Source organism: Rothia sp. 27098_8_27 (assembly GCF_041432805.1).
Classification (GTDB): Bacteria; Actinomycetota; Actinomycetes; order Actinomycetales; family Micrococcaceae; genus Rothia; species Rothia mucilaginosa.
Genome location: NZ_JAPWAJ010000001.1, coordinates 568,727 through 588,886 on the forward strand (window position 1 = coordinate 568,727; position 20,160 = coordinate 588,886).

Annotated in this window: 15 protein-coding genes; 7 read left to right on the forward strand and 8 right to left on the reverse strand. The window is 61.2% G+C overall.

Translation table 11 applies throughout. From position 1 onward, the window contains the following. Window positions 1-67: 67 nt before the first annotated feature. The 4 genes from O3675_RS02100 to murA all read right to left on the reverse strand — a co-directional run bounded on the left by O3675_RS02100 (window position 68) and on the right by murA (window position 4,179). Entirely contained in the window at window positions 68-517 is a 450-nt protein-coding gene (locus O3675_RS02100) for a hypothetical protein (protein ID WP_303986353.1), read from the reverse strand. A gap of 141 nt (window positions 518-658) precedes the next feature. Then, complete coding sequence (locus O3675_RS02105; RefSeq protein WP_371570655.1) at window positions 659-1,777, reverse strand: NAD(P)H-dependent glycerol-3-phosphate dehydrogenase; 1,119 nt, start codon at window positions 1,775-1,777, stop codon at window positions 659-661. A gap of 111 nt (window positions 1,778-1,888) precedes the next feature. Continuing rightward, window positions 1,889-2,746: a 1-acyl-sn-glycerol-3-phosphate acyltransferase gene (locus O3675_RS02110; RefSeq protein WP_049337927.1), complete on the reverse strand. Its 858-nt coding sequence runs from the start codon at window positions 2,744-2,746 to the stop codon at window positions 1,889-1,891. Continuing rightward, window positions 2,746-4,179, reverse strand: coding sequence for a UDP-N-acetylglucosamine 1-carboxyvinyltransferase (gene murA / locus O3675_RS02115; protein WP_294630837.1), 1,434 nt, complete (start codon window positions 4,177-4,179; stop codon window positions 2,746-2,748). Before murA ends, O3675_RS02110 begins: the two co-directional genes overlap by 1 nt. A 691-nt stretch (window positions 4,180-4,870) precedes the next feature. On the opposite strand from murA, the gene O3675_RS02120 reads away from it, so the two are divergent. Further along, the gene (locus O3675_RS02120) at window positions 4,871-6,319 is read left to right on the forward strand and encodes a transcriptional initiation protein Tat (RefSeq protein ID WP_371570658.1); all 1,449 of its coding nucleotides are present in this window, start codon (window positions 4,871-4,873) and stop codon (window positions 6,317-6,319) included. 176 nt (window positions 6,320-6,495) lie between these two features. Here the strand turns inward: O3675_RS02120 and leuD are convergent, their stop codons facing one another. After that, window positions 6,496-7,089, reverse strand: a complete 594-nt coding sequence (gene leuD / locus O3675_RS02125) for a 3-isopropylmalate dehydratase small subunit (RefSeq protein ID WP_005505627.1) — start codon at window positions 7,087-7,089, stop codon at window positions 6,496-6,498. A gap of 26 nt (window positions 7,090-7,115) precedes the next feature. After that, window positions 7,116-8,558, reverse strand: a complete 1,443-nt coding sequence (gene leuC / locus O3675_RS02130; protein ID WP_049337924.1) for a 3-isopropylmalate dehydratase large subunit — start codon at window positions 8,556-8,558, stop codon at window positions 7,116-7,118. A gap of 410 nt (window positions 8,559-8,968) precedes the next feature. On the opposite strand from leuC, the gene O3675_RS02135 reads away from it, so the two are divergent. Beyond that, window positions 8,969-9,865 (forward strand): IclR family transcriptional regulator, encoded by an 897-nt coding sequence (locus O3675_RS02135; RefSeq protein ID WP_371326332.1) that lies wholly within the window; start codon window positions 8,969-8,971, stop codon window positions 9,863-9,865. A 101-nt stretch (window positions 9,866-9,966) separates the two neighbouring features. Here O3675_RS02135 and O3675_RS02140 read toward each other — a convergent pair whose 3' ends face one another. Both O3675_RS02140 and O3675_RS02145 read right to left on the reverse strand, forming a co-directional pair. Next, the gene (locus tag O3675_RS02140; RefSeq protein ID WP_371570662.1) at window positions 9,967-11,841 is read right to left on the reverse strand and encodes a GTPase; all 1,875 of its coding nucleotides are present in this window, start codon (window positions 11,839-11,841) and stop codon (window positions 9,967-9,969) included. A gap of 48 nt (window positions 11,842-11,889) precedes the next feature. Then, window positions 11,890-13,809, reverse strand: a complete 1,920-nt coding sequence (locus O3675_RS02145) for a dynamin family protein (RefSeq protein ID WP_371570665.1) — start codon at window positions 13,807-13,809, stop codon at window positions 11,890-11,892. Window positions 13,810-14,461: 652 nt separating this feature from the next. Here O3675_RS02145 and O3675_RS02150 point away from each other — a divergent pair. From O3675_RS02150 to O3675_RS02170, 5 genes are all read left to right on the forward strand, one after another. Next, the gene (locus tag O3675_RS02150) at window positions 14,462-15,289 is read left to right on the forward strand and encodes a DUF6318 family protein (protein WP_371570668.1); all 828 of its coding nucleotides are present in this window, start codon (window positions 14,462-14,464) and stop codon (window positions 15,287-15,289) included. Window positions 15,290-15,558: 269 nt separating this feature from the next. Continuing rightward, a complete protein-coding gene (locus O3675_RS02155; protein ID WP_371570671.1) occupies window positions 15,559-16,746 on the forward strand; it encodes a DUF6318 family protein in 1,188 nt (395 codons plus the stop codon). Window positions 16,747-17,013: 267 nt separating this feature from the next. Further along, window positions 17,014-17,856 (forward strand): DUF6318 family protein, encoded by an 843-nt coding sequence (locus O3675_RS02160; protein WP_303986370.1) that lies wholly within the window; start codon window positions 17,014-17,016, stop codon window positions 17,854-17,856. Between the two features lie 106 nt (window positions 17,857-17,962). After that, a complete protein-coding gene (locus O3675_RS02165; protein WP_371570673.1) occupies window positions 17,963-18,952 on the forward strand; it encodes a DUF6318 family protein in 990 nt (329 codons plus the stop codon). Between the two features lie 117 nt (window positions 18,953-19,069). Beyond that, window positions 19,070-19,849, forward strand: a complete 780-nt coding sequence (locus O3675_RS02170; protein WP_005505603.1) for a DUF6318 family protein — start codon at window positions 19,070-19,072, stop codon at window positions 19,847-19,849. The last annotated feature ends 311 nt before the right edge of the window (window positions 19,850-20,160 follow it).

The window sequence follows — 20,160 nt, forward strand, 5'->3', positions numbered from 1 at the left end:
ATTGTATCGTCTCTTACGGGCCTTTCTGACACTAGTACCCAAGCTGCGGTAACCGCAGATACCGGGGTCATGGCGCACGGTGAATACGCAGCACAGGCCCATCAAATAAGGCGGTAATCAGCTGATGCATGTGCGCATCGTCGGTGGTGAGAGTGGCGGTGCGGGGGCGCCTGGGGTGAGTTTTTACCGGTTCCATCACACCTGTACCCGCCAGATGATGAGCGGTAATAGTTAGCACCGCCACACGTTCACGCCGCGTTGGAAACTCAGTGTGCAGTATCTGCCGCAGATATTCAGACACGTTCATGGTGTCCTCGGCAGAACCTGCGACTGCGAGCACTATAGCGGTTCGAGGCAGCAGGTATGCCCATCGGCGGAATGCCATGACCCCCGTCATCTCCTCGGGGCACGAATCAGCCTGTTCGCCCCAGGGAACCACCACAATATCGGCGCTCTCGAGAGCCTCGTATATATCGGTGGTGTAAGTCACCGGAAGCTGGTGCGCGGTTTCTCCCATATCGGCGGGTTCCCACAGGTATACCGGGCGATCGCACTCGGTTTTTTGAGCTACCGACCCTGTAGCTGCAGCACACAGCGCCCCATACCCTGCGGAGCCCAACACAGCGGTGGTTACCGAGCTCAGGTTCATTGCGTGCTCTTAATGCCCTTCATGTTTAAGGGAACGCCCCAGCAACTGAGGCGCCAACTCCTCAATGCCAATACGGCCCGAAAGCACAGCCACCACAGCCTCAACAATGGGCATCTCCACGCCGTGACGACGAGCCAACTCAGCCACCACCGGCGCCGACTTAATCGACTCAGCGGTCTGGCTCATATGCTCGTGCAGGCGGTCAGGGGTAACACCCTGAGCCAGCAGGCGGCCCGCCGTGTGGTTACGAGACAGCGGTGAAGAGCAGGTCGCAATCAAGTCACCCATACCGGCAAGACCGCTCATCGTCGCAGCCTCACCGCCCAACGCCACCGCCAGGCGGGTAATCTCCGCCAAACCGCGCGTCATAATGGACGCCTTCGAGTTATCGCCGTAATTGCGGCCCTCGCAAATACCCACGCAAAGGGCAATCACGTTCTTCACCAGACCGCCAATTTCGGTACCCACCACATCCGTATTGGTGTACGGGCGGAAGTAACCGCACGCAATCGCGTGAGCAACAGACTCAGCCACCGGCAGGGTACGAGCCGCAACCACGGAGGCGGTAGGCTCCTCCCCCATGATTTCTTTCGCCAGGTTCGGGCCCGACAGCACGCACACGCGGTGCGGAATATGGCCAATCGCGCGCAAATCAGCACCGCGCAGAGCCATGGATTCTTCCAGCTCCTCGGTAATGACTTGCGACATGCGCAGACCCGTACCGGTCTCCAAACCCTTCGCCAAAGACACCAGCATGGCGTTCGGCTCAATATAGCGGGCGAAGCTCTGCAACTGCGAACGCAGAACCTGCGCGGGCAGGGCAAGAACCACAATATCCGCACCGGCAAGCGCCGCAGGGGCATCCGCCGTGAAGTGCATGTTATCCGGTAGCTTCATTCCCGGAAAATAGCGGGCGTTCTCGCGGGTGCGCTCACACTCAGCCATCACCTGCTCATCACGACCGATGAGGGTCACGCGAGTGTCATCGCCGCGCTCGCGGGCAGCGTCCGCCGCAATCTTAGCGAAAGCGGTGCCCCAGCTACCGGCGCCGAGCACCGCAATAGACTGTACGGTCGCCGGAGGGGTAAATTCAGGGCTTGCTGCGGGGGTGCGTCCAAAGAAGGTCACGAAAACACCTGCTTCTCTTCCTTGCGAGGTTATTGTGCGAGTCCCTGACAGGCGCCTCAGCAAATAGCCGCGGCTCCTGTCAGGGCCTCTACGATTTTCCCAGTTGGGATGCTACTTTTCGTCCGGTTCGCCGAGCGCACCACCAACCGGACCCGAAGGGGTACCGGGGGCTTCACGACGCTTCGTGCGGGGGTTCCAACGACCCTCAGGAGCCTTCTCGCCGCGGATCTTCTCCAGCTCGGCGGTAATAGCGTCCAGCATGGCGTCGGTGACCACGCCCAGTTCGGTTCGGGTGTGCTTAGCCTCGGGGCTGGCATCCTCAACGAGGCAGGCAATATCCAGCGCCTTGCCAACCTTCACGCGAACGGTCTTGCGCGGGAACAGCGAAATCTTACGCTTCTCCTTGATGCGGCCGTCCTCGCCGGCCTCATCCACATAACCGAGAATCTGCTCATCACCCCAGTGCGCCACCGGGTATACGGGCGCGCCGGTCGCAAGAGCCAGACGAGCCGCGCCGGTACGCGCCTGCATGGGCCACAGCTGCGGATCGTGGGTGGTGGTGCCCTCCGGGAAAATCACGACGGCACCGCCAGCTTCAACAATCTTGCGGGCAGTAATCAGGGACTTACGCGCATCCACCGAACCGCGAACCACAGGAATATGCGCGAGCTTGCGCATAATGTAGCCGAGCACGGGGGCGCGGAACAACGAATCCTTCGCCAAGAAGCGCGGCAGGGCGCCCTCAACGAAAGCAGGGAAAGCCACGGTCACCGGGTCAAGCTCGGTGGTGTGGTTAGCCACGATAATGTACCCGCCGCTGGAAGGCAGATTCTCGCGGCCGGTAATCTCAACGCGCGCGATGAGCTTGTACAGCCCGCGTGCGGCGTTACCGAGCACCTTGTACAGAGCATCACCGGAGGCGGTGGGCTCAATCTCAGGCAGAGCCTGCTTTCCCTGCTGTCCGCTCACTAGTCCTGAACCTCAACTTCCTCGGGCTCAACAACGACGATTGCTGCATCGGGCTTGGGAGCCTTCGACGCCTTGCGTGCCAGCACCTCAAAGTTGGCACCCAGGCCCTTGAGCTTCTCCTCGAAGTTCTCGTAGCCGCGAGCAATCAGCTCAACACCGCTCACGTGAGAGGTGCCCTTAGCAGTCAGAGCAGCAATGATGTGGGAGAAGCCGCCGCGCAGGTCCGGAACCTCAATGTCAGCGCCGGTCAGCGGGGTGGGGCCAGAAATAATAGCGGAGTGGCCGTAGCCCTTACCCTCGAAACGGCAGGGTGCGCCGCCCACGCAGTCACGCATGACGACAATATCTGCACCCATCTGCTTCAGGGCGTTGGTGAAGCCGAAACGCTCCTCGTACACGGTCTCGTGCACGATGGATGCACCCTTAGCCTGGGTCAGCGCCACGACGAGGGGCTGCTGCCAGTCGGTCATGAAGCCGGGGTGCACGTTGGTCTCAAAGACGATGGGCTTCAGCTGAGCACCGGGGGTGCGCTGAGCCGGGTGGGTAAAGCGGATGCCCTCGGCGGTCACCTCGTACAGGCCGCCCATCTTGCGGAACTGGTTCAGGAACGCGGTCATGTCCTTCTGAGCTGCACCGCGAACGAAAATGTCGCCGCCGGTAGCCAGAGCTGCAGAAGCCCAAGAAGCGGACTCGTTACGGTCGGGCAGGGACGCGTGATCGTAGCCGGTCAGCTCGTCCACACCCTCAATGACGATGGTGCGGTCCTCGTTGATGAAGATGATTGCGCCCATCTTCTGCAGAACAGCAATCAGGTCAATAATTTCGGGCTCAATCGCAGCGTTGCGCAGGATGGTCTTACCCTTAGCGCGCACACCGGTGAGCAGAACCTGCTCGGTAGCGCCCACGGAGGGGTAGTTCAGCACAATCTCTGCACCCTTCAGGCCCTCTTCGGGAACGATTAGGGTAGTGCCGGTTTCGTCGTCCTTCTCAACGACCGCACCGAACTTGCGCAGTGCAGACATGTGGTAGTCGATGGGGCGGTCACCAATCTTGCAACCACCCAGGTTGGGGATGCGTGCGGTACCGAGAGTGTGCAGCAGCGGACCCACCATCAGAATCGGGATGCGGGAGTTACCGCCGAAGAGCTGAATCTCCTCTGCGTTCTTTGCAGCGGTGGTTGCATCCTGTGCGGGGTTGAGGGTCAGAACACCAGCTTCGCGGTCGTAATCGACCTTTGCACCGTGCAGCTCCACGAGGGTGGTAACGATTTCGACATCGCTCAGGTCAGGGACGTTACGCAGGGTCGAGGGGGTCGAACCGTGCAGTGCTGCGACCATCGCCTTGGGCACCAGGTTCTTGGCGCCTCGAACGTGAACCTCACCAACGAGCGGAGTGCCACCTTCAATGCGAAGCTTGCTGATGTTCTCAGTCATTAAAAATCCTTTGTGGAGTCGGCTGGTTTAGGCCGAACTTTAACAGTGTGCCGATGCGCCGCGTTCTGTCGTGCCGCGCCCCTGCCGGTAGCAGGGCGAAACGGGCGCATATATTCATCATTATTCTAAGCCCTGCGTAAAGGTGCTCCAAACACTGAAGAACCTTTGGAACTCGTGACTGAGATTTTGCTCTGTTGTGTATGTGAAAAACCGCTCTGACCCCTCCTCAGATTCAGAGCCAGAAAAACAAAAAGATACACAAACATTCACACTAATGCAAACATTTTCTGTTTCTTCGCCGAAATTTGACGTTAGTTTCGTCTTTTTAACGTCCGAATTTGAACTTGAGAGCAACCTCACCCCTACAATAACGTGCACACTCGTGCCCACTGAACGGCGCCTCCACTCTCAAGGAGAAGCCAACCAGCTCTCAACTGCGGCATCGGTGCCGGCATCGCCGTTGCTCCACGCAGTACGGAGCCTCACGGCAGGGAACGGGAGTGCATTCACTGCATACAACTTTGCGATGACGCCCAACTAAAACGGTTCGGCTTCCTGCTTCACTTCAACTTCAAAAATTCACTTCAACATCACCGTAAATATTCGAAAGTCAACCGAAAACCACGGCGTATCGCAACCAACCACAGGTCACTTCGCGGCTGCATCCGCGAACTACCGGAGGACCCCAAATATGACACATCACAACACTGCATCACGCATTTCGCGCCGTCGCCTCGTACAGGGCGCGGCATGGAGCGCCCCCGTTATCCTCGCCAGCGCAACCGTCCCCGCATGGGCGGCAAGCGGCGAGTCCACCTGCTCCCCCGCTCTGACCCTCAAGCCGACCGCAACCGGCTTCGACGACAAGGCTGGCGCATACACCGAATGGCTCGTCCCTGAAGGCGTTGGACGAGTACGCTTCGACCTCGTAGGAGGTGCCGGCGGTGCCGCATCTTCCTTCACTCCCCAATACCTGACTGACGTCACGAACGCGGCCCTGGCTGGCGGCGGTGCCGGTGCACAGCTCAGCGGCGTTCTTGCGGTCAAGTCCGGCGACATCCTGCGCGTCTGGGCGGGTAACGGCGGCGTCGGCTCCGCAGCTGGCGCACAGCCCGCACTCGGTGGCGAAGGCTACGCAGCAGGCGGCGACTCCACCGGCTCCAGCACCGCAACCGGCGCAGCGCAGGTAGTAGGCACCGATAGCGGCTACGTGTACGGCGCGTCCGGCGGCGGCTCCTCCGCGGTCGAGCTCGTCCGCGACGGCGCAGTCACCGTCGTAGCCGTTGCCGGTGCTGGCGGCGGCGGCGCGCAGCTGGGCACCCTCACCACCCACCAGAGCCTCTTCAACGCCCAGCCCAAGGATCAGCTGAACCCGGCACTGCGCGTGGCGCTGGACGGTCGCGATGCATCCACCACTGCAGGCGGCAGCGCGGGCGGCGACCTGGGCACCGACAACACCGGTCAGGGCGGCATGCTCATGGCAAGCCCCTACCAGGAGTTCAAGCCCCTCGACGAGGACGATAAGACCCTCGACATGCGTTTTATGGTCACCGGCGGTACCGCTGGTCGCTCCGGCGTAGCTGGCACCCTCGGTGAGGCACTGGCAGGCGTCCTCGACGAGAACAACGAGCTGAAGCTCATGCCCATGTCCGAATCCTGGTTCGACTCCTACGATTTCCCGCGCTACTACCGCTACGAGGGCGACTCCGTGAGTGATAAGGAAAAGGGAACCGGCGGTGCGGACGCTACCGGCTCTTACCGCGGTAAGGGCGGCTCGGGCGCGCTGCTCTCCCACACCTACGGCAAGCTCTCCCTCACTTCCGTAGCATCCGGTGGAGGCGCCGGCTACGGCGGCGGTGGCGCAGGCCTGAACATCTGGACCGTTGGCTCATACTACGAGGCCGTTTTCGGCCGTCAGGTGCAGTTCGAGGGCGAAGGCAACATCTACTCGCTCAGCGCCCTGAGCAGCGGCGGCGGCGCAGGCGGCAGCTACATTAACCACGAGGTGGTTTCTGACTTCGCTCTTGCCACCGCACAGAACGCGAACCCGACCGCGGGTGTGCGCTCCCCCGGTTCGGCGGCGCTGTACAGCTGCACCGAGAACGCAACCCTGAACACCCCCATCACTGAGGGTGCCTAAGCTCTAGGTCGTCAATAAATGTGCCTCCCCAGAAGCTGATGCTCCGGGGAGGCGCATTTTATATACGTGCCAAGGTTTTGGACGCAGAAAAGCTCAGGATGCAGAAAGCTCGAAGGCGGCAACTGTTTCAGTCGCCGCCTTCGAGCTTTATGTCTCTAGGGTTTAGAGCGCTCGGCTTAGAGTTCCTGGGTGCGGGGCATCCAGGAGGGGCGCTTCGCCTCATACGCCTCAATGGCCTCGAGGTTCTGCAGGGTCAGACCGATGTCGTCCAGGCCCTCCATGAGGCGCCAGCGCACGTAGTCGTCAATCTCAAAGGGAACAACCAGCGCACCCACGGTTACGGTCTTGGACTCCAGGTCAACGGTGATTTCGGTGCCGGGCTCGTGCTCCAGCGCCTTCCAAATCAGCTCGATATCGTCCTGTGCAACCTGCGCGGTAACCAGACCCTGCTTGCCCGAGTTGCCGCGGAAAATATCGGCAAAACGAGCAGAAATAACGACCTTGAAACCGTAGTCGCGCAACGCCCACACGGCGTGCTCACGGGAAGAACCGGTACCGAAGTCCGGGCCCGCAACCAGCACGCTACCATGCTTGTAGGGCTCCTGGTTCAGGATGAACTCGGGGTCCTTACGCCAGTTAGCGAAGAGGGCATCGTCGAAGCCGGTCTTGGTCACTCGCTTGAGGTAGACGGCGGGAATAATCTGGTCGGTATCAACATTCGAAGAACGCAGCGGCACGCCAATGCCGGTGTGCTTAATAATGGGTTCCATAATGGCTCCTTAGCTATAGCGGCGTGCTAGGCCACGACGTCGGACGGGGCGGACAGGGTACCGCGCACAGCGGTTGCGGCAGCAACCACCGGGGAGACCAGGTGGGTGCGACCACCCTTACCCTGGCGGCCCTCAAAGTTACGGTTCGAGGTGGAGGCGCAACGCTCACCGGGTGCCAGCTGGTCGGGGTTCATGCCCAGGCACATGGAGCAGCCGGCGAAGCGCCAGTCGGCACCGAAGTCCTTGAAGACCTTGTCCAGGCCTTCTGCTTCTGCCTGCGCGCGGACCTTCTGGGATCCGGGCACGACCATCATGCGTACGTTCTCGGCGATGGTGCGGCCACGCACGATGTCTGCTGCGGCGCGCAAGTCCTCGATGCGGGAGTTGGTGCAGGAACCCAGGAAGACGACATCCACGGGGATTTCCTTCATGGGGGTGCCGGCCTTCAGATCCATGTATTCGAGGGCGCGTTCTGCTGCGACCTTGTCGTTCTCGTCCTCGAAGTCGTCCGGGGAGGGAACGGCGTGGCTCAGCGGAATACCCTGACCGGGGTTGGTGCCCCAGGTGACGAAGGGTTCGAGCTCGTCAGCGTTGATGAAGATTTCCTTGTCGAAGACGGCGCCTTCGTCGGTGGGCAGGCTCTTCCAGTACTCGACTGCCTTGTCCCACTCTTCACCCTTGGGCGCGTGCTGGCGGCCCTTGATGTACTCGAAGGTGGTCTCGTCGGGGGCAACCATGCCGGCGCGTGCACCCGCCTCGATGGACATGTTGCACATGGTCATGCGGCCCTCCATGGAGAGGGAACGGATCGCGGAGCCGCGGTATTCGAGCACGTAGCCCTGACCGCCGCCGGTACCGATCTGCGCGATGACAGCGAGGATGATGTCTTTTGCGGTCACGCCGGGCTTGAGGGTGCCTTCAACGTTGATTGCCATGGTCTTGAAGCGTGCCAGGGGCAGGGTCTGGGTTGCCATGACGTGCTCCACCTCGGAGGTGCCGATACCGAATGCGAGAGCGCCGAACGCACCGTGGGTGGAGGTGTGGGAGTCGCCGCAGACGATGGTCATGCCGGGCATGGTCAGACCCAGCTGCGGGCCGACCACGTGCACGATGCCCTGTTCCTCATCGCCGAGGGAGTGGATGCGCACGCCGAATTCCTTGGCGTTGCGGCGCAGGGTCTCGATCTGGGTGCGGCTGGTCAGGTCGGCAATGGTGCCGAAGATGTTGTCGGTGGGGGTGTTGTGGTCCTCGGTGGCGATGGTCAGGTCGAGGCGGCGCAGGGGGCGGTTCTCGATGCGCAGGCCTTCGAATGCCTGGGGGGAGGTCACTTCGTGCAGTAGCTGCAGGTCGATGTAGAGCAGGTCGGGCTTGCCGTTTTCACCGGGGACGACGACGTGTGCGTCCCAGACTTTTTCTGCCAGGGTGCGCGGACGGGTGCCCGCGGTGGTTGCGTTCTGTTCGCTAGTCATGCTTTCTCCTGCTTGATGCGTTCCTACGGTGGATGCGTTCGGTGTGGTGCGTGCCGCAAGTTTGCGGAGTTGAGGGGCGGATTATGTACCCGATGGGACCCTCAAATCGGTATTTCCCTGCGGCGTGTCGCATATTTTTTCACGGATTCTTAGCCTGTGAGACGGCTCAGAAACACCCCGAACTAGCGAGTGTTTTTATGTGGGTTTACTCTATGACTCCAGGGTAATTTTGCGGGATTATTCGCATTTTTCTGCGTCTTTTCGCATATTTTCACCCATAAACCCACACAAACACTTATTATGAAAAGTTCATAATTTATCCCGTAGGGGGTGATTCCATCTTCAGCTCTGCACCCCAAAGAGTCCATGAAGTCCGGGGTATCTTTCATATTCTGAGATAGAATATAAGAATGACTCCTTCCGCATCACGTTTTAACGCACACGGAATGCGTCACCCCAACGCATCCACACACCACAACGCACCGATTGTTGACCCCGTCAAGCCGCCCGAACACATGGCAGCCGACGAGCAGATGGTAGAGGTACACTCCCACGGCTCCTCCGGCGTTGGCGTGCTCGACAAGGCGACCCTCATTCTTGATTGCCTCGAGGCAGGACCCGTATCTCTGGGTGACCTCGTCAAGGCAACCGGTCTGGCACGCCCCACCGCACACCGCCTCGCCGTGGCGCTGGCTCACCACCGCCTCGTAGCCCGCGACGTGCAGGGACGCTTCATGCTCGGACCCCGCCTGACCGAACTCGCGTCCGCCACCATTTCCGATGAGCTCATCACCGTGGCAGACCCGATTCTGCAGAAGCTCAGCCTCGAAGCTGACGAATCCACCCAGCTGTACCGCCGCCAGGGCGACTGGCGTGTATGCGCGGCAACTGCGGCACGCCCCTCCGGCATGCACGAATCCATCCCGGTCGGTACCCAGCTGTCCATGCAGGCTGGTTCCGCCGCCCAGGTTCTGCTGGCGTGGGAAGACCAGAACCGCATTGTTGAAGGCCTGCGCGACGCCCATTTCAGCGCCGCCATGCTCGCGGCTGTGCGCCGCATCGGTTGGGCGCAGTCCGTGGGTGAGCGCGAGCGCGGTACCGCCTCGGTCTCTGCTCCGGTGCGTGCTCCCGGCGGCAAGGTGATTGCGGCAGTGTCTATCTCAGGCCCGATTGACCGCATGACCCGCCAGCCGAACCGCAACTACCCCGAGCTGGTCGTTAAGGCTGCTCAGGCGATTACGGACGGTCTGCGTGAGCTTGCGGCGTCTCAGCAGGCTCCCTGCGCTGAGAGTACTGAAGGAGACTAAGCTTCAGTAGCGTGTAGATCTAACGAAAAGAATCCCTCCCTGCCTCGTTTGAGGTGGTGAGGGATTCTTTTGTGTGCTCTTGCTTCTCGGAAGCTGGTCCGCTAAATGTCCAGCGCCTTGCGGTAGGCGTTGAGGCGCTTTGCTTCCTGCTGTACCGGGGCGACCACGCAGGACTGCACCGCCTTCTCCATGCCGGTCTGCAGGCGACCCCGCAACTTACGCGCGTAGTAGCGTGAGCCCATAGCGGTAAGTAGCCTGCCCACACCCGCCGAGGCGATGCCAAGGAGTATGCCCAGCAGCAGAAGCAGGGTCGGCAGGGGCACCGGAGAGCCTTCGGGGGTCGGGGCGGGCGGCAGTTGAATCTGCAGGTACGCCATGCCGGAAATCAGGGTCAGCCAGCCGACACCCACCAGGGCGCTCAGTAGCGCGATCCACTGCAGGGCATTGAAGATGACCCAGGGGGCGCGGGTGCGGCCCAGACCGTAGTCGATGCGCACCATGTCGCGTTCGAGCAGTTCGGGTAGCTCCGCCTCGCGGGAGAGGGCGGCTTCCTTCATGCTGCGCTTCCACGGTTCGTCGATGCGCGCCGCCATCTGCTTGCTGTATTGGCGAACAGCGTTTGCCATGCCTGCCTTCTGCGCGGCGCTCAGCGGGGGTAGCGAGGATGCCACCAGCTCGGGTGCGTTCTCGCTATCGGAACCGAGCATACCAGCGGACTTCTCGGCCTTAGATGCACTCTTCGTTTCCTCTTGCTGCCCCAGGTGTAGGCGGCGCAGGGGGTCAGCCTTCAGGCGGCTCATCCAGCGGGTGAGGATCCAGCCGGTGTGCTGACCCGCGGCGCGGCGGTAGGAGGCGGTTGCCGCCTCCAGAACCTGCTCTGCCTGGCTGGAGGTGTAGCATGCCTTCACGAGCTTCTGCTCCGCTTCGAGGGCGTAGGCTCCGGCGAGCACGGTCCCCTCTCCTCCGGCGTAGGTGCGCAGCTGGGAGGCGGTGGCGTGCAGCTGCGCGTCGGTTCGTTGCAGGGATAGGCTCTTGGCGGCGGCTACCTGGGCGAGCAGGTCGCGGAGCACGTCCACGCCTTCGCCGGTTCGCGCGGAGACGGCGATGGGTGCGGCGAGCAGGTGCGCTTCGGTGCCCTCAGCCTGGAGCAGGCGGGTGAGGGAGGCGAGCACGGCGGGCACCTCGGCGGGTGCGAGTTTATCCGCCTGGTTGAGCACGCAGAGTGCCTGCGCGCCGGAGGCGGCAAGCGGCACCATGAAGTCGCGGTGAATGACGGCGTCGGCGTATTTTTGGGGGTCGACAACCCAGACGAGTACGTCCACGTAGCGCATCATGCGGGCGGCGAGGTCGCGGTTGGTGGTGGTGACCGAGTCGAAGTCGGGCATGTCCAGCAGGATGAGGCCGCCGGTGCGGGTGCGCATTTCGCCGCGTCCGCCGACGGCTCGGCGGATGCGGTTGAAGAGTCCGGGTGCCGGTTCGGTGACGGCGTTGGGTGCCGCTACTCCCCCGGTTGCCTTACTACCCTCGGTTGCATCTCCTTCGGCGGCGAGCGCCTGAGTTTGCGGGTAGACGCGCTTGTCGATGCCGAGCCAGTCAAGTAGCTCTTCGCTGCCTTCTGCCTCCCAGATTGCCGCCTGCACGGTGGAGGTGGTCGGGCGTGTGGGAGCGGAGAGGGCAATGTTCTGCCCGGCGATGGCGTTGAAGAGCGTAGATTTGCCGCTACCGGTCGCGCCGAAGAAGCCGATGACGGTGTGTTCGGTGGAGAGTTCACGGCGCTGGCTGAGGCGTTCGAGGGTTTCGGCGGCGTCGAGCAGCACGGTTTCGGGGACTCGTCCTTCGCCGTAGCTGATGGCGTCCTTCAGGGATGCGACGGAGCGCGCGAAGGGCGAGGTCGCCACGGCAGGGGTGGCGCCTCGCTCGGCGTTGCGCTCGGTGTTGCGCTCGGCGTTCTCGAGTTTTTTCTCGGGGGTAGTCATAGTGCGTTTTTTCTTCGTCTGTGGTGCGGGGTGCCTGTCCGGAGTGGTTTAGCGGGCAACCGTGCCGTTAGTGTGGGCTGCGGCTTGGCGCTGTGTGGTTTGACTCTGGGCGCTCATTTCTGCGGCAATCGCCTGCACCTGCTCGGCGGCGCGGTGAATGTCCTCGGCGTCAGCCTGCGGGTCGGTTTCTTCCAGTACGGCGGTGAAGGGCTGAGCGTGCTCGGTGAGCAGATCCGCCATGCGTTCGAGCAGGTCGGTGCGGGCGCGGGTTGCCATGCGGCGCACCGCGTCTTCACCAAAGATGGACTCGAGCAGTTTGGTGCCGACCACGCCGCTACCGCCGGCGATACCCGCCTCAATACCGGTAATGCCGCCGGTGAGGCTGAACGCGGCGACCATGAGCATCACGGCGGTGGCGTTCACGCCCAGGGAGAGGAAGCGGGCGCGTTTGCGCTTGTCGGCGCCTTCTTCACGGATCATTTCGAGGACGGAGCCCTGCCAGAGGCGAATCTGCTCGGCAACGGCTGCGGAGAAGATGTCCTCGGCGGACTGCACCTCACCCTTAGCTTCTGCGTTCTGTTCGGGCGCGGCGGAGGCCGTCTGCGGCGCAACAGAAACAGCCTGCGGCGCATCAAGGCGCGCCAGCAGGGAGCGTCCGGCGCGGCTGGCACGCCAGCGGGTACGGGTGTTTTCGGAGGCGCGTGCGGCCGCATCCAGCACGACGGCGTGGATGCCGCTTTCGAGGGCGTCTTCTACCTTCTGTGCGGCGGCGGGCTGACCGCGCAGGGCGGAGCCGACGCGGTCGCGCAGGCGACCGATGGTGCTGTCGAGGGAGCGGAAGAAGTCGCCGGTTCCCACGAAGTCGTGCCAGCGCGAGAGCACTTCACCGCGTAGCAGCGAGCCGTCGGAGAGCGCCCCGTCAATGGTGGTCAGCGCGTCCTCGTATTCTTCGGCGGCGATGGTGGCAAGCGACTGGTGCGCTGCCTGCTGGCGTGCCTGTTCGGCGGCGAGCACCTGCAGGTTTCCGGCGAGGGTTTCGACGGCACCGGCGAGGGTCTGCCGGGCGATGGCGGCGCGGGCGGGTGCGTCGGCGCCGAGTTCGCGGATCCACAGGGTCAGCGGGGCGAGGCTGACGGGGGCGAGCATGCCGCTTTCGTCGCGCGGCTGTTCGGTGACGGTGTGAATCAGTACGGCGTGGATTCCGGCCTCGTCGAGCATGCGTCGCAGGTCGTTTTCGATGGCTTCTTCGTCGCCTTCGGGCACGCGGTTGAGCACCACGGCGATGGCGATGGAGCGTGCGGCTGCTTCGTGGAGCAGTTCCCAGGGCACGGCGTCGGCGTAGCGGTTGGCGGTGGTGACAAAGAGCCACAGGTCTGCGGCGGAGAGCAGTTCCTTGGCGAGGGTGCGGTTTTCCTCGGAGACGGAGTCGATATCGGGTGCGTCAATGAGCGCGATGCCCCGCGGTAGCGCCGAGGTAGTAATAGGAATGAGGGCGCGCGCAATCTTCGGGTCGAGGCCGGGTAGTGCCTGCGATCCGGCATTCATGCCGGAGGTACGGGTGCGCGGCAGGGTGGGCAGGAAGCGTTCGGGCGACAGCGCCGCTTCGTCTTCTGCGCGGTGCAGGAGTACGGGGTGGCGGGTGGTGGGTCGAATCGCGCCGGACTGGGTGAGCGGTTCGCCGAGCAGGGTGTTGACGAGGGTGGATTTGCCGGCGCCGGTGGAGCCTCCGACCACGATGGTGAGGGGGTTGTCGACGCTGGCGCTGCGGGGCAGGATGTAATCGTCAAGTTGGCGTGCCATGGCGGCGAGCAGGGTGCGCGCGGTGGCGGTGCCGTGCTCGGCGGTGCCGTCGTGGGTGACGGTGTAGGGGGTGCCGGGGGTTTCGCCGGCTTCTACGTCGAGCGGGAGGGGGATTCGAGTGAGCAATTCGCGGGCTGCTTTGAGCTGCGCATAGTCGGTGGTAGTCACAGCGCTATTGTCCCATAGGGTGCACCTGCTTCATGCCATGTGTGGGTGTTGGCGCGGTCGCGTTGTGGCTAGGTTGTGCGGATGGGGGTGCCCAGGCTGTGCGAGGGGCTGTTTTTGATAGGTGTTTGGACAACCTGAAGAGGTTGAGATACTACTTGCGCACAGGGTGCAACAACTCCAATTTATGATTTATTCATAAGAAGAGCAGGTGAGAAAATCCTTGAGTTTTCACAGGAAAGCGGCATATTTCAATGCGGTCATCCGGAACACATTGGTATGTTTTATAACCCGCATAAAACGGGCAAATATTAAGATTTGATAACTTTTTACGCTCAAGCGCAGATATGGTCATTGTGAACCTGAAAGTACGCTTAGAATCATTGAGCACGACAACCAGGCAGGTCATAACCCATACCGATTCCTTCAGGCGGCTTCTGACCTGCCCTTTTCTATCGCATCCGTACTCACCGCGGTATGCCACACCCATCGGGAACGCTCACCGACCTCTCACGCAACTGCAATCAACTGCCGTTGAGGTTCACTGCATCCGAGCTACCCGTTACTGCCTGCCCATCTTTACTCTTGCGAAAGGTTGCGTATGTTCGGTTCGCTGTCACGTCGCCATCTTCTTGCTCTTTCTTCCGGAGCAGCATTGAGTGCACTCACAAGCGCCTGCAGTCCCAGCGCAGTTTCTCGCCCTCAACCACTCGCTGAACCTTCTCCCACTGATGCCGCACATGCGACTCAGAGCTCCCAGACCAAATCTGCGACCACCACGCGCAGCATCACCTACGCCGAGCCCCTGCCCGCATCCGCCCTGGACGGTCGCGGACCGGCTCTTCTGCCGGATCAGTTCTTTGAGCGTTCCGGGAATTTCTCGAACGGCACTCTCAGCCACCGTGCCGTCAATGTCCCCCGCCCCACCATGCCCCCGGAAGCTAAGGAACGCACCGTCGAGGGCCTGCACGCTTTCCTGCAGTACTGGGGTGCGGCGCAGAACTACATGCTCCTCACCGGTGACACCAATCCCTTCATGGATTTGCCCGGCCAGGAACACTTTAGTCAGATGGCGCAAATGTACCGCGATATCTACCGCTACAACATTGGTTGGCTGGTCTCTAAGAACAACCACCCCATGTGCATTAACCTGAGCTCCCCGCAGCCGGTGCCCGCCACTGAGCAGGACGTCTACTGCTGGAAGGCGACCCTGAAGGTGGACGAGAACGCGTTCCTGTTCAACCATGAGACCCGTCAGCGTGAGCAGCTCACCGGTATCTACGGCAGCAACCAGAAGGCGGATGCTTACGTCTACTTTGGTGAAGAGGGCTGGCAGATGCTGGAGGATCCGAAGTCTTCCCCGAGTGCCACCGCCGCCCCTGCGGCTACCGCTGAACCGTCCGCGAATATTCCGAGTGCGTACCCGACCCCGAATGAGAGCACCTCTTCTAAAGCGACTCGTTATATTCGAGGCTCAGCCTAAAGCTTCTTTACATCCGTGCCTCAAAGAACCCGTCATATTGGGTGATATGAGGCACGGATGAGGGCTTTTATTTGTGCGCCACGCGTGAAATCTATAGGCTAGGGGCTAGATGAGGTCCGCCCATTTTCGCCTCAATACGCGTCTACCCGCCCTGCGGGTGACTGTTTCGCGCCCTCCTGTAGGGGCGTGATGTTAGGCTGAGAATTGGAGCGTGAGCTCTTCACTTATCACCGATACTTCCGCATCACAGCACATTCAAGGGGATCACTATGATTCACAGCCGCCGCCACTTTATTGCGCTTACGGGCACCGCCGCCCTGGGTGCGATGCTTGCCGCTTGCGGTTCCAAAAAGACTGAGGAGGCGACCGCCTCCCCCACTGCTTCCGCTTCGATTGCGGGCGCCTACGACAACCTGTCGGGCGAGCTGAAGTGGACTAAGTACGTTGCGGGCAACGGTGCAGCCCCGATGAGTAGCACCGACCCGGAAACCGGTCAGGTGTACACGATTGAGCCGACTGCCGGCCCGGCAAGCGTTGATTCTAAGGCTAGTGCCGTGCCCATCCCGATTGAGGATGAGAGCATGTACGACAAGAACGCCCGCGGTCTGCGCGCCACCTTCGCGTATTTTGCGGCGGCGGTGAACTATGCCCGCATGACCGGTGACCCCGGTCCTGCTCTGCAGGTGGTTCAGGCGCAGAACTCTACCAACCGTGCGGCGCTGGAGAAGCTGCGCGTGTTCTACGCGACCGGCACGAACTGGCTGGTGGGCGGCGAGTGGACCTTCCGCCTGACCGATAAGCAGCCGACGACCCGCGGCACTAAGTATGCGTGGGCGTGCACCGTAACTCAGGCGCACGGTATGCAGGTTGAGAAGGCGACCAATACGACCAAGCCTCTGGAAGACACTGAGGCACAGGAGATTAAGGCTCTCTACGCTGAGTACGATGAGGAGGCGAAGCGCTGGTTGGTGATTGCGCCTCAGCAGTACGATCCCGCGTTGACCCCGAAGCCGAAGCAGACTCCGCGCGCGCATCCTTCCTCGACCTATACCCCGACGGTGACTGATGACAGCACCGTGGCGGCTAATGCTGGCGCGAATACCGGCGCAAACACTTCGGGTAACGGCGCGGCTCAGGGTGCCGCTCACAACGGTGGTGCGCAGGCTCCTGCTGCCCAGAATGGCGCCGGCCAGGGTTCTGCAGGTCAGGGCGGTTCCCGTCAGTACACTGGTTCCCAGAATGGTGGCGCCGGTCAGGGTTCTGCTGGTCAGGGCGGTGCGGCTCAGGCTCCTCAGCCTGCCGCTACCCAGGCGCCTGCGGCTACCGCGCAACCCGTGGCGACTCAGCCTGCAGCTGCGACGGCTCAGCCGACCGTAGCGCCCGGTGCCCCCGATGCGGGCGGTGCTGCTGGCGGCGCTGAGGCGCCCGGCGGTATTCCTGGTGAAGGCGCACAGTAGCCCCTCCTCTAACAGACGATGAACGCGTCCCCTCTTTCACCCCATCCGGTGCGATGCTCCCGCTGGTTCCACTGAGTTCACTGGCTGCGGTAAGTTCGCTGATGGGCGGCATATCACGCTCCTTTGAGCGCTGGTACGCACGGGTGTGAAGGCGGGGGCGCGTTATACTTAGGACTGTCTCTAGAGGGATGTCCGCGTGTGATATCCGCTCGTCGAGGCGTTCTCTCACTCGTCTCTCACCTGAGATTCTCACTCGAAAGGTATTCCGTGGCGCTTTTCCCCATGACCTCCGGGCTTCCCAGTTCCACCACCGGCATCAGCCGCCGTACTGCTCTGCGTTACGCGGGTGCGGGCGTTGCGGGCGTATCTTTGAGCGCCCTGCTGGTTGCGTGCGGCGGTAGCTCGTCCTCCAGCGAGACTGCTGATGCGGATACCCCTCAGATCTCCCCTTCGGCTTCTTCGCGCACTGATTTTAGCGGCGAGGTCACCTTCGACAACTATGAGAAGAAGGGTGATTTCATTCCGGCGACCGAGTCTGCTCCCGCGCAGAACGTGCCGTTCCCCAAGCGTCCGGCGAGCGCTTCGGAGAACTCGGTGCAGGGTCTATACGATTCGATTGCGTTCGTGTATGCGGCGATTAACTACCTGGTGCTGACCGGTGATGCGGCTCCGCTGCGTGAGTCGAAGGCTGATGAGAAGTTCGTTGCTTCGTTCTCTTCGTTTATGGATGAGTCGAATGAGAGCTCGCAGAATCGTGATTGGTTTGTGTCGCCGAAGGTGACGATGTCTGCGTTCACTGCTGTTCCGACTCTGGTGAAGAAGAGCGTGCAGTGGACCTTTGATCTGGTGATTGATTTGGGTCCAACCGTGGTGATTGACGGTGCTCCCGCGGAGATGTCTGAGAAGGTGCGCCGTACTGAGCGCGGTCTGGTGATTACCGGTGTGCGCCACGATAATGATTGGACTTTGACGATTCAGGATGAGTACGAGGCTCAGGCGTCGGCTCAGCCGCAGAATGGTGGCGCTAATGGTGGTGGCGCTAACGGCGGTAATGCTGGCAATTCCGGCAACTCCGGTAATGGCGGCAATTCTAATGGTGACAACCTTTAAGCCCTCAGATGGATGAGGCATCATGCCCTAACTCGCACTCGGGTTAGGGCATGATCTGTTTTACTCTGGTAATAACGAGCTTTCCTGGATTCAAGGTTTTTCTCTTATGTCTTCTTTTTCTCAGTCTTTCTCTCGCCGCTCCCTGCTGCGCCTGGGCTTGGGCGCATCTGCTGTTGCGGGTTCTGCGGCGCTGTTGAGCGCGTGCGGCTCGGGTAGCTCTAGCCAGCAGTCGGGTTCTCAGGGTGGTAGCCTGAACGGTTCGAAGTCGAGCGCTAACCCGAATGGGTACAGCGATGATGGTAAGAACTATTCGGGTCTGGTGGAGTACACCCACTATGAGGGTGCGGTGAATTATGAGCAGGGTACGGTGGATCATCCGCCGCGTAATGCTCCGAAGCCGAAGGTGACTGATGCTCTGTCGGCGAATACGGTGACGGGTTTTCATGAGGCGATTGCTTATTTTGCGGCAGCTATGGATTATCTGGTGAAGACCGGTAGCACGGATGCGTTCTCAACCGGCATTCAGCTGTCGTCGAAGACCCGCTCGGAGGTGGATGCCCTGTCGGCTTCTATTCTTGCGGGTGTGGAGAAGGGTTCCTGGTATGTGAACCCGTCGGCTTCCTATGCGCTTTCGAGTGCGCAGCCGTCCATTATGAGTGATGGCAACCTGCTGTTTAAGGGCAAGTACACTCTGGACTTTGGTGCGGAGGCGGTGGCTGAGGGCAAGATCCAGCCGGTGGTTGCCTCGGCGAGCGCTTCGGCGTCTGCTGAGCCTACTGAGCCGTCCGAGGATGCGCTGGTGTCTGACGCGGCGTCCCCTACTGCTTCTGCTACTGCTACTGCGGCGGGTCCGGCTTCTCGGGTAACGGTTCAGGAGTGCGATTTCCGCGGTCGCTACCACGCTGATTCTAAGATGTGGGAGCTGAGCGTGGCGTACGGTGCCACTGTTCAGGGTGCCACTGCCCAGGGTAGCGCTGCTCAGGGCGGTGTTTCCTCTGCGAACACGGCAGCATCCGGTTCGGCTTCTGCGCCCTCTTCTGCCGCCGCTTCTACTGAGGCTTCCACTGAGGCGTCCGCCACTTCCGCGGCGTCATAGTTCGTCATAACGCTTTTATCTGCGAGGCGCTTCTCACGCTTCGTCCGCTCAACTCTGTATCCTGTTGGGTTTGCGGCTAAACTGGTTGCAATCACCGACTGACTGAAAGGTATCACTATGTCCGAGAACCTGACCCGCCGCGCGGCGCTGGGTGTGCTGGGCGTCAGCTCTATGGCTTTGCTGGCGGCTTGTGGCTCTAAGGCTACTTCTGAGGCGTCTGCTTCCGCTTCTGGCTCTGAGAGCGCTTCTGCTGCTTCTGGGTCTGCTACCGCGTCGCCGAGCGCTTCTGCGTCGGCTTCGGCGTCTGCTTCCCCGTCCGCTTCTGCGTCGGCTTCGGCTACCGCCGCAAACTCTCCGCTGCCTAACGACAATAAGGATTACAGTGGCGTAGCGAAGCTGGAGAAGATGGAGGATCACGGCGAGTACCAGCCGGGTAACGCTGAGCACCCGCCGCAGAATGTTCCTTCCCCGATTGTTCCGGAGGCTATGCACCAGAATTCGGTGGCTGGCTTTGCGGCGGCTCTGGCGTACTTCGGTGCGGCGTTTGAGTACCTGCTACGTACCGGCGATATGCACTACATGAACGAGGTCAGCACCGATCAGGAGACCCTGGCGGCAATGAAGAAGTACGCGGATTCCACCAAGACCGGTATTGACGAGAAGAAGACCTGGTACGTGAACCCGACCGCTACTTTGACTATTGGCACCAAGCAGCCGGTTCTGGCGCAGGGCGCGTACAACTGGACCGTGACTCTGAACGTGGATCTGGGTGAGAAGCTGTTCAAGGACGGCAAGGAGCAGACCGTGGCGGCTGACAAGCGTCACGTGAAGATGTTTGGTGAGGCTGTTGGTCGCTACTTGAACAACAAGTGGGACCTGCACATGGACATCAACTAGTCCTCTGAGGCTGGTTCTCTCCCCCGCTTTTGCGTCTTTTCCATCTCAGGATGCGGTTTTCTACTGTTTTTTCCATTGATGGCAATAAAATTTGTGGCTCCAGCTTGCGGTGAACAGAGTTCACCACTACTCTTATATACAGAGGTTGTCTTTTGGGCTACATAATGTTTCTAGAGAGCGCCGCACATTCATCGTCCTTTGTCGAGAAAGGGTTTGTGCGGCGCTTTTCTGTACCCTCTTTCTGAACCTCGTTCCTTGAGGTTTTTCTCTGGCATTATTACGAACTGTGACCGCAGGTTTAAACCTACTGC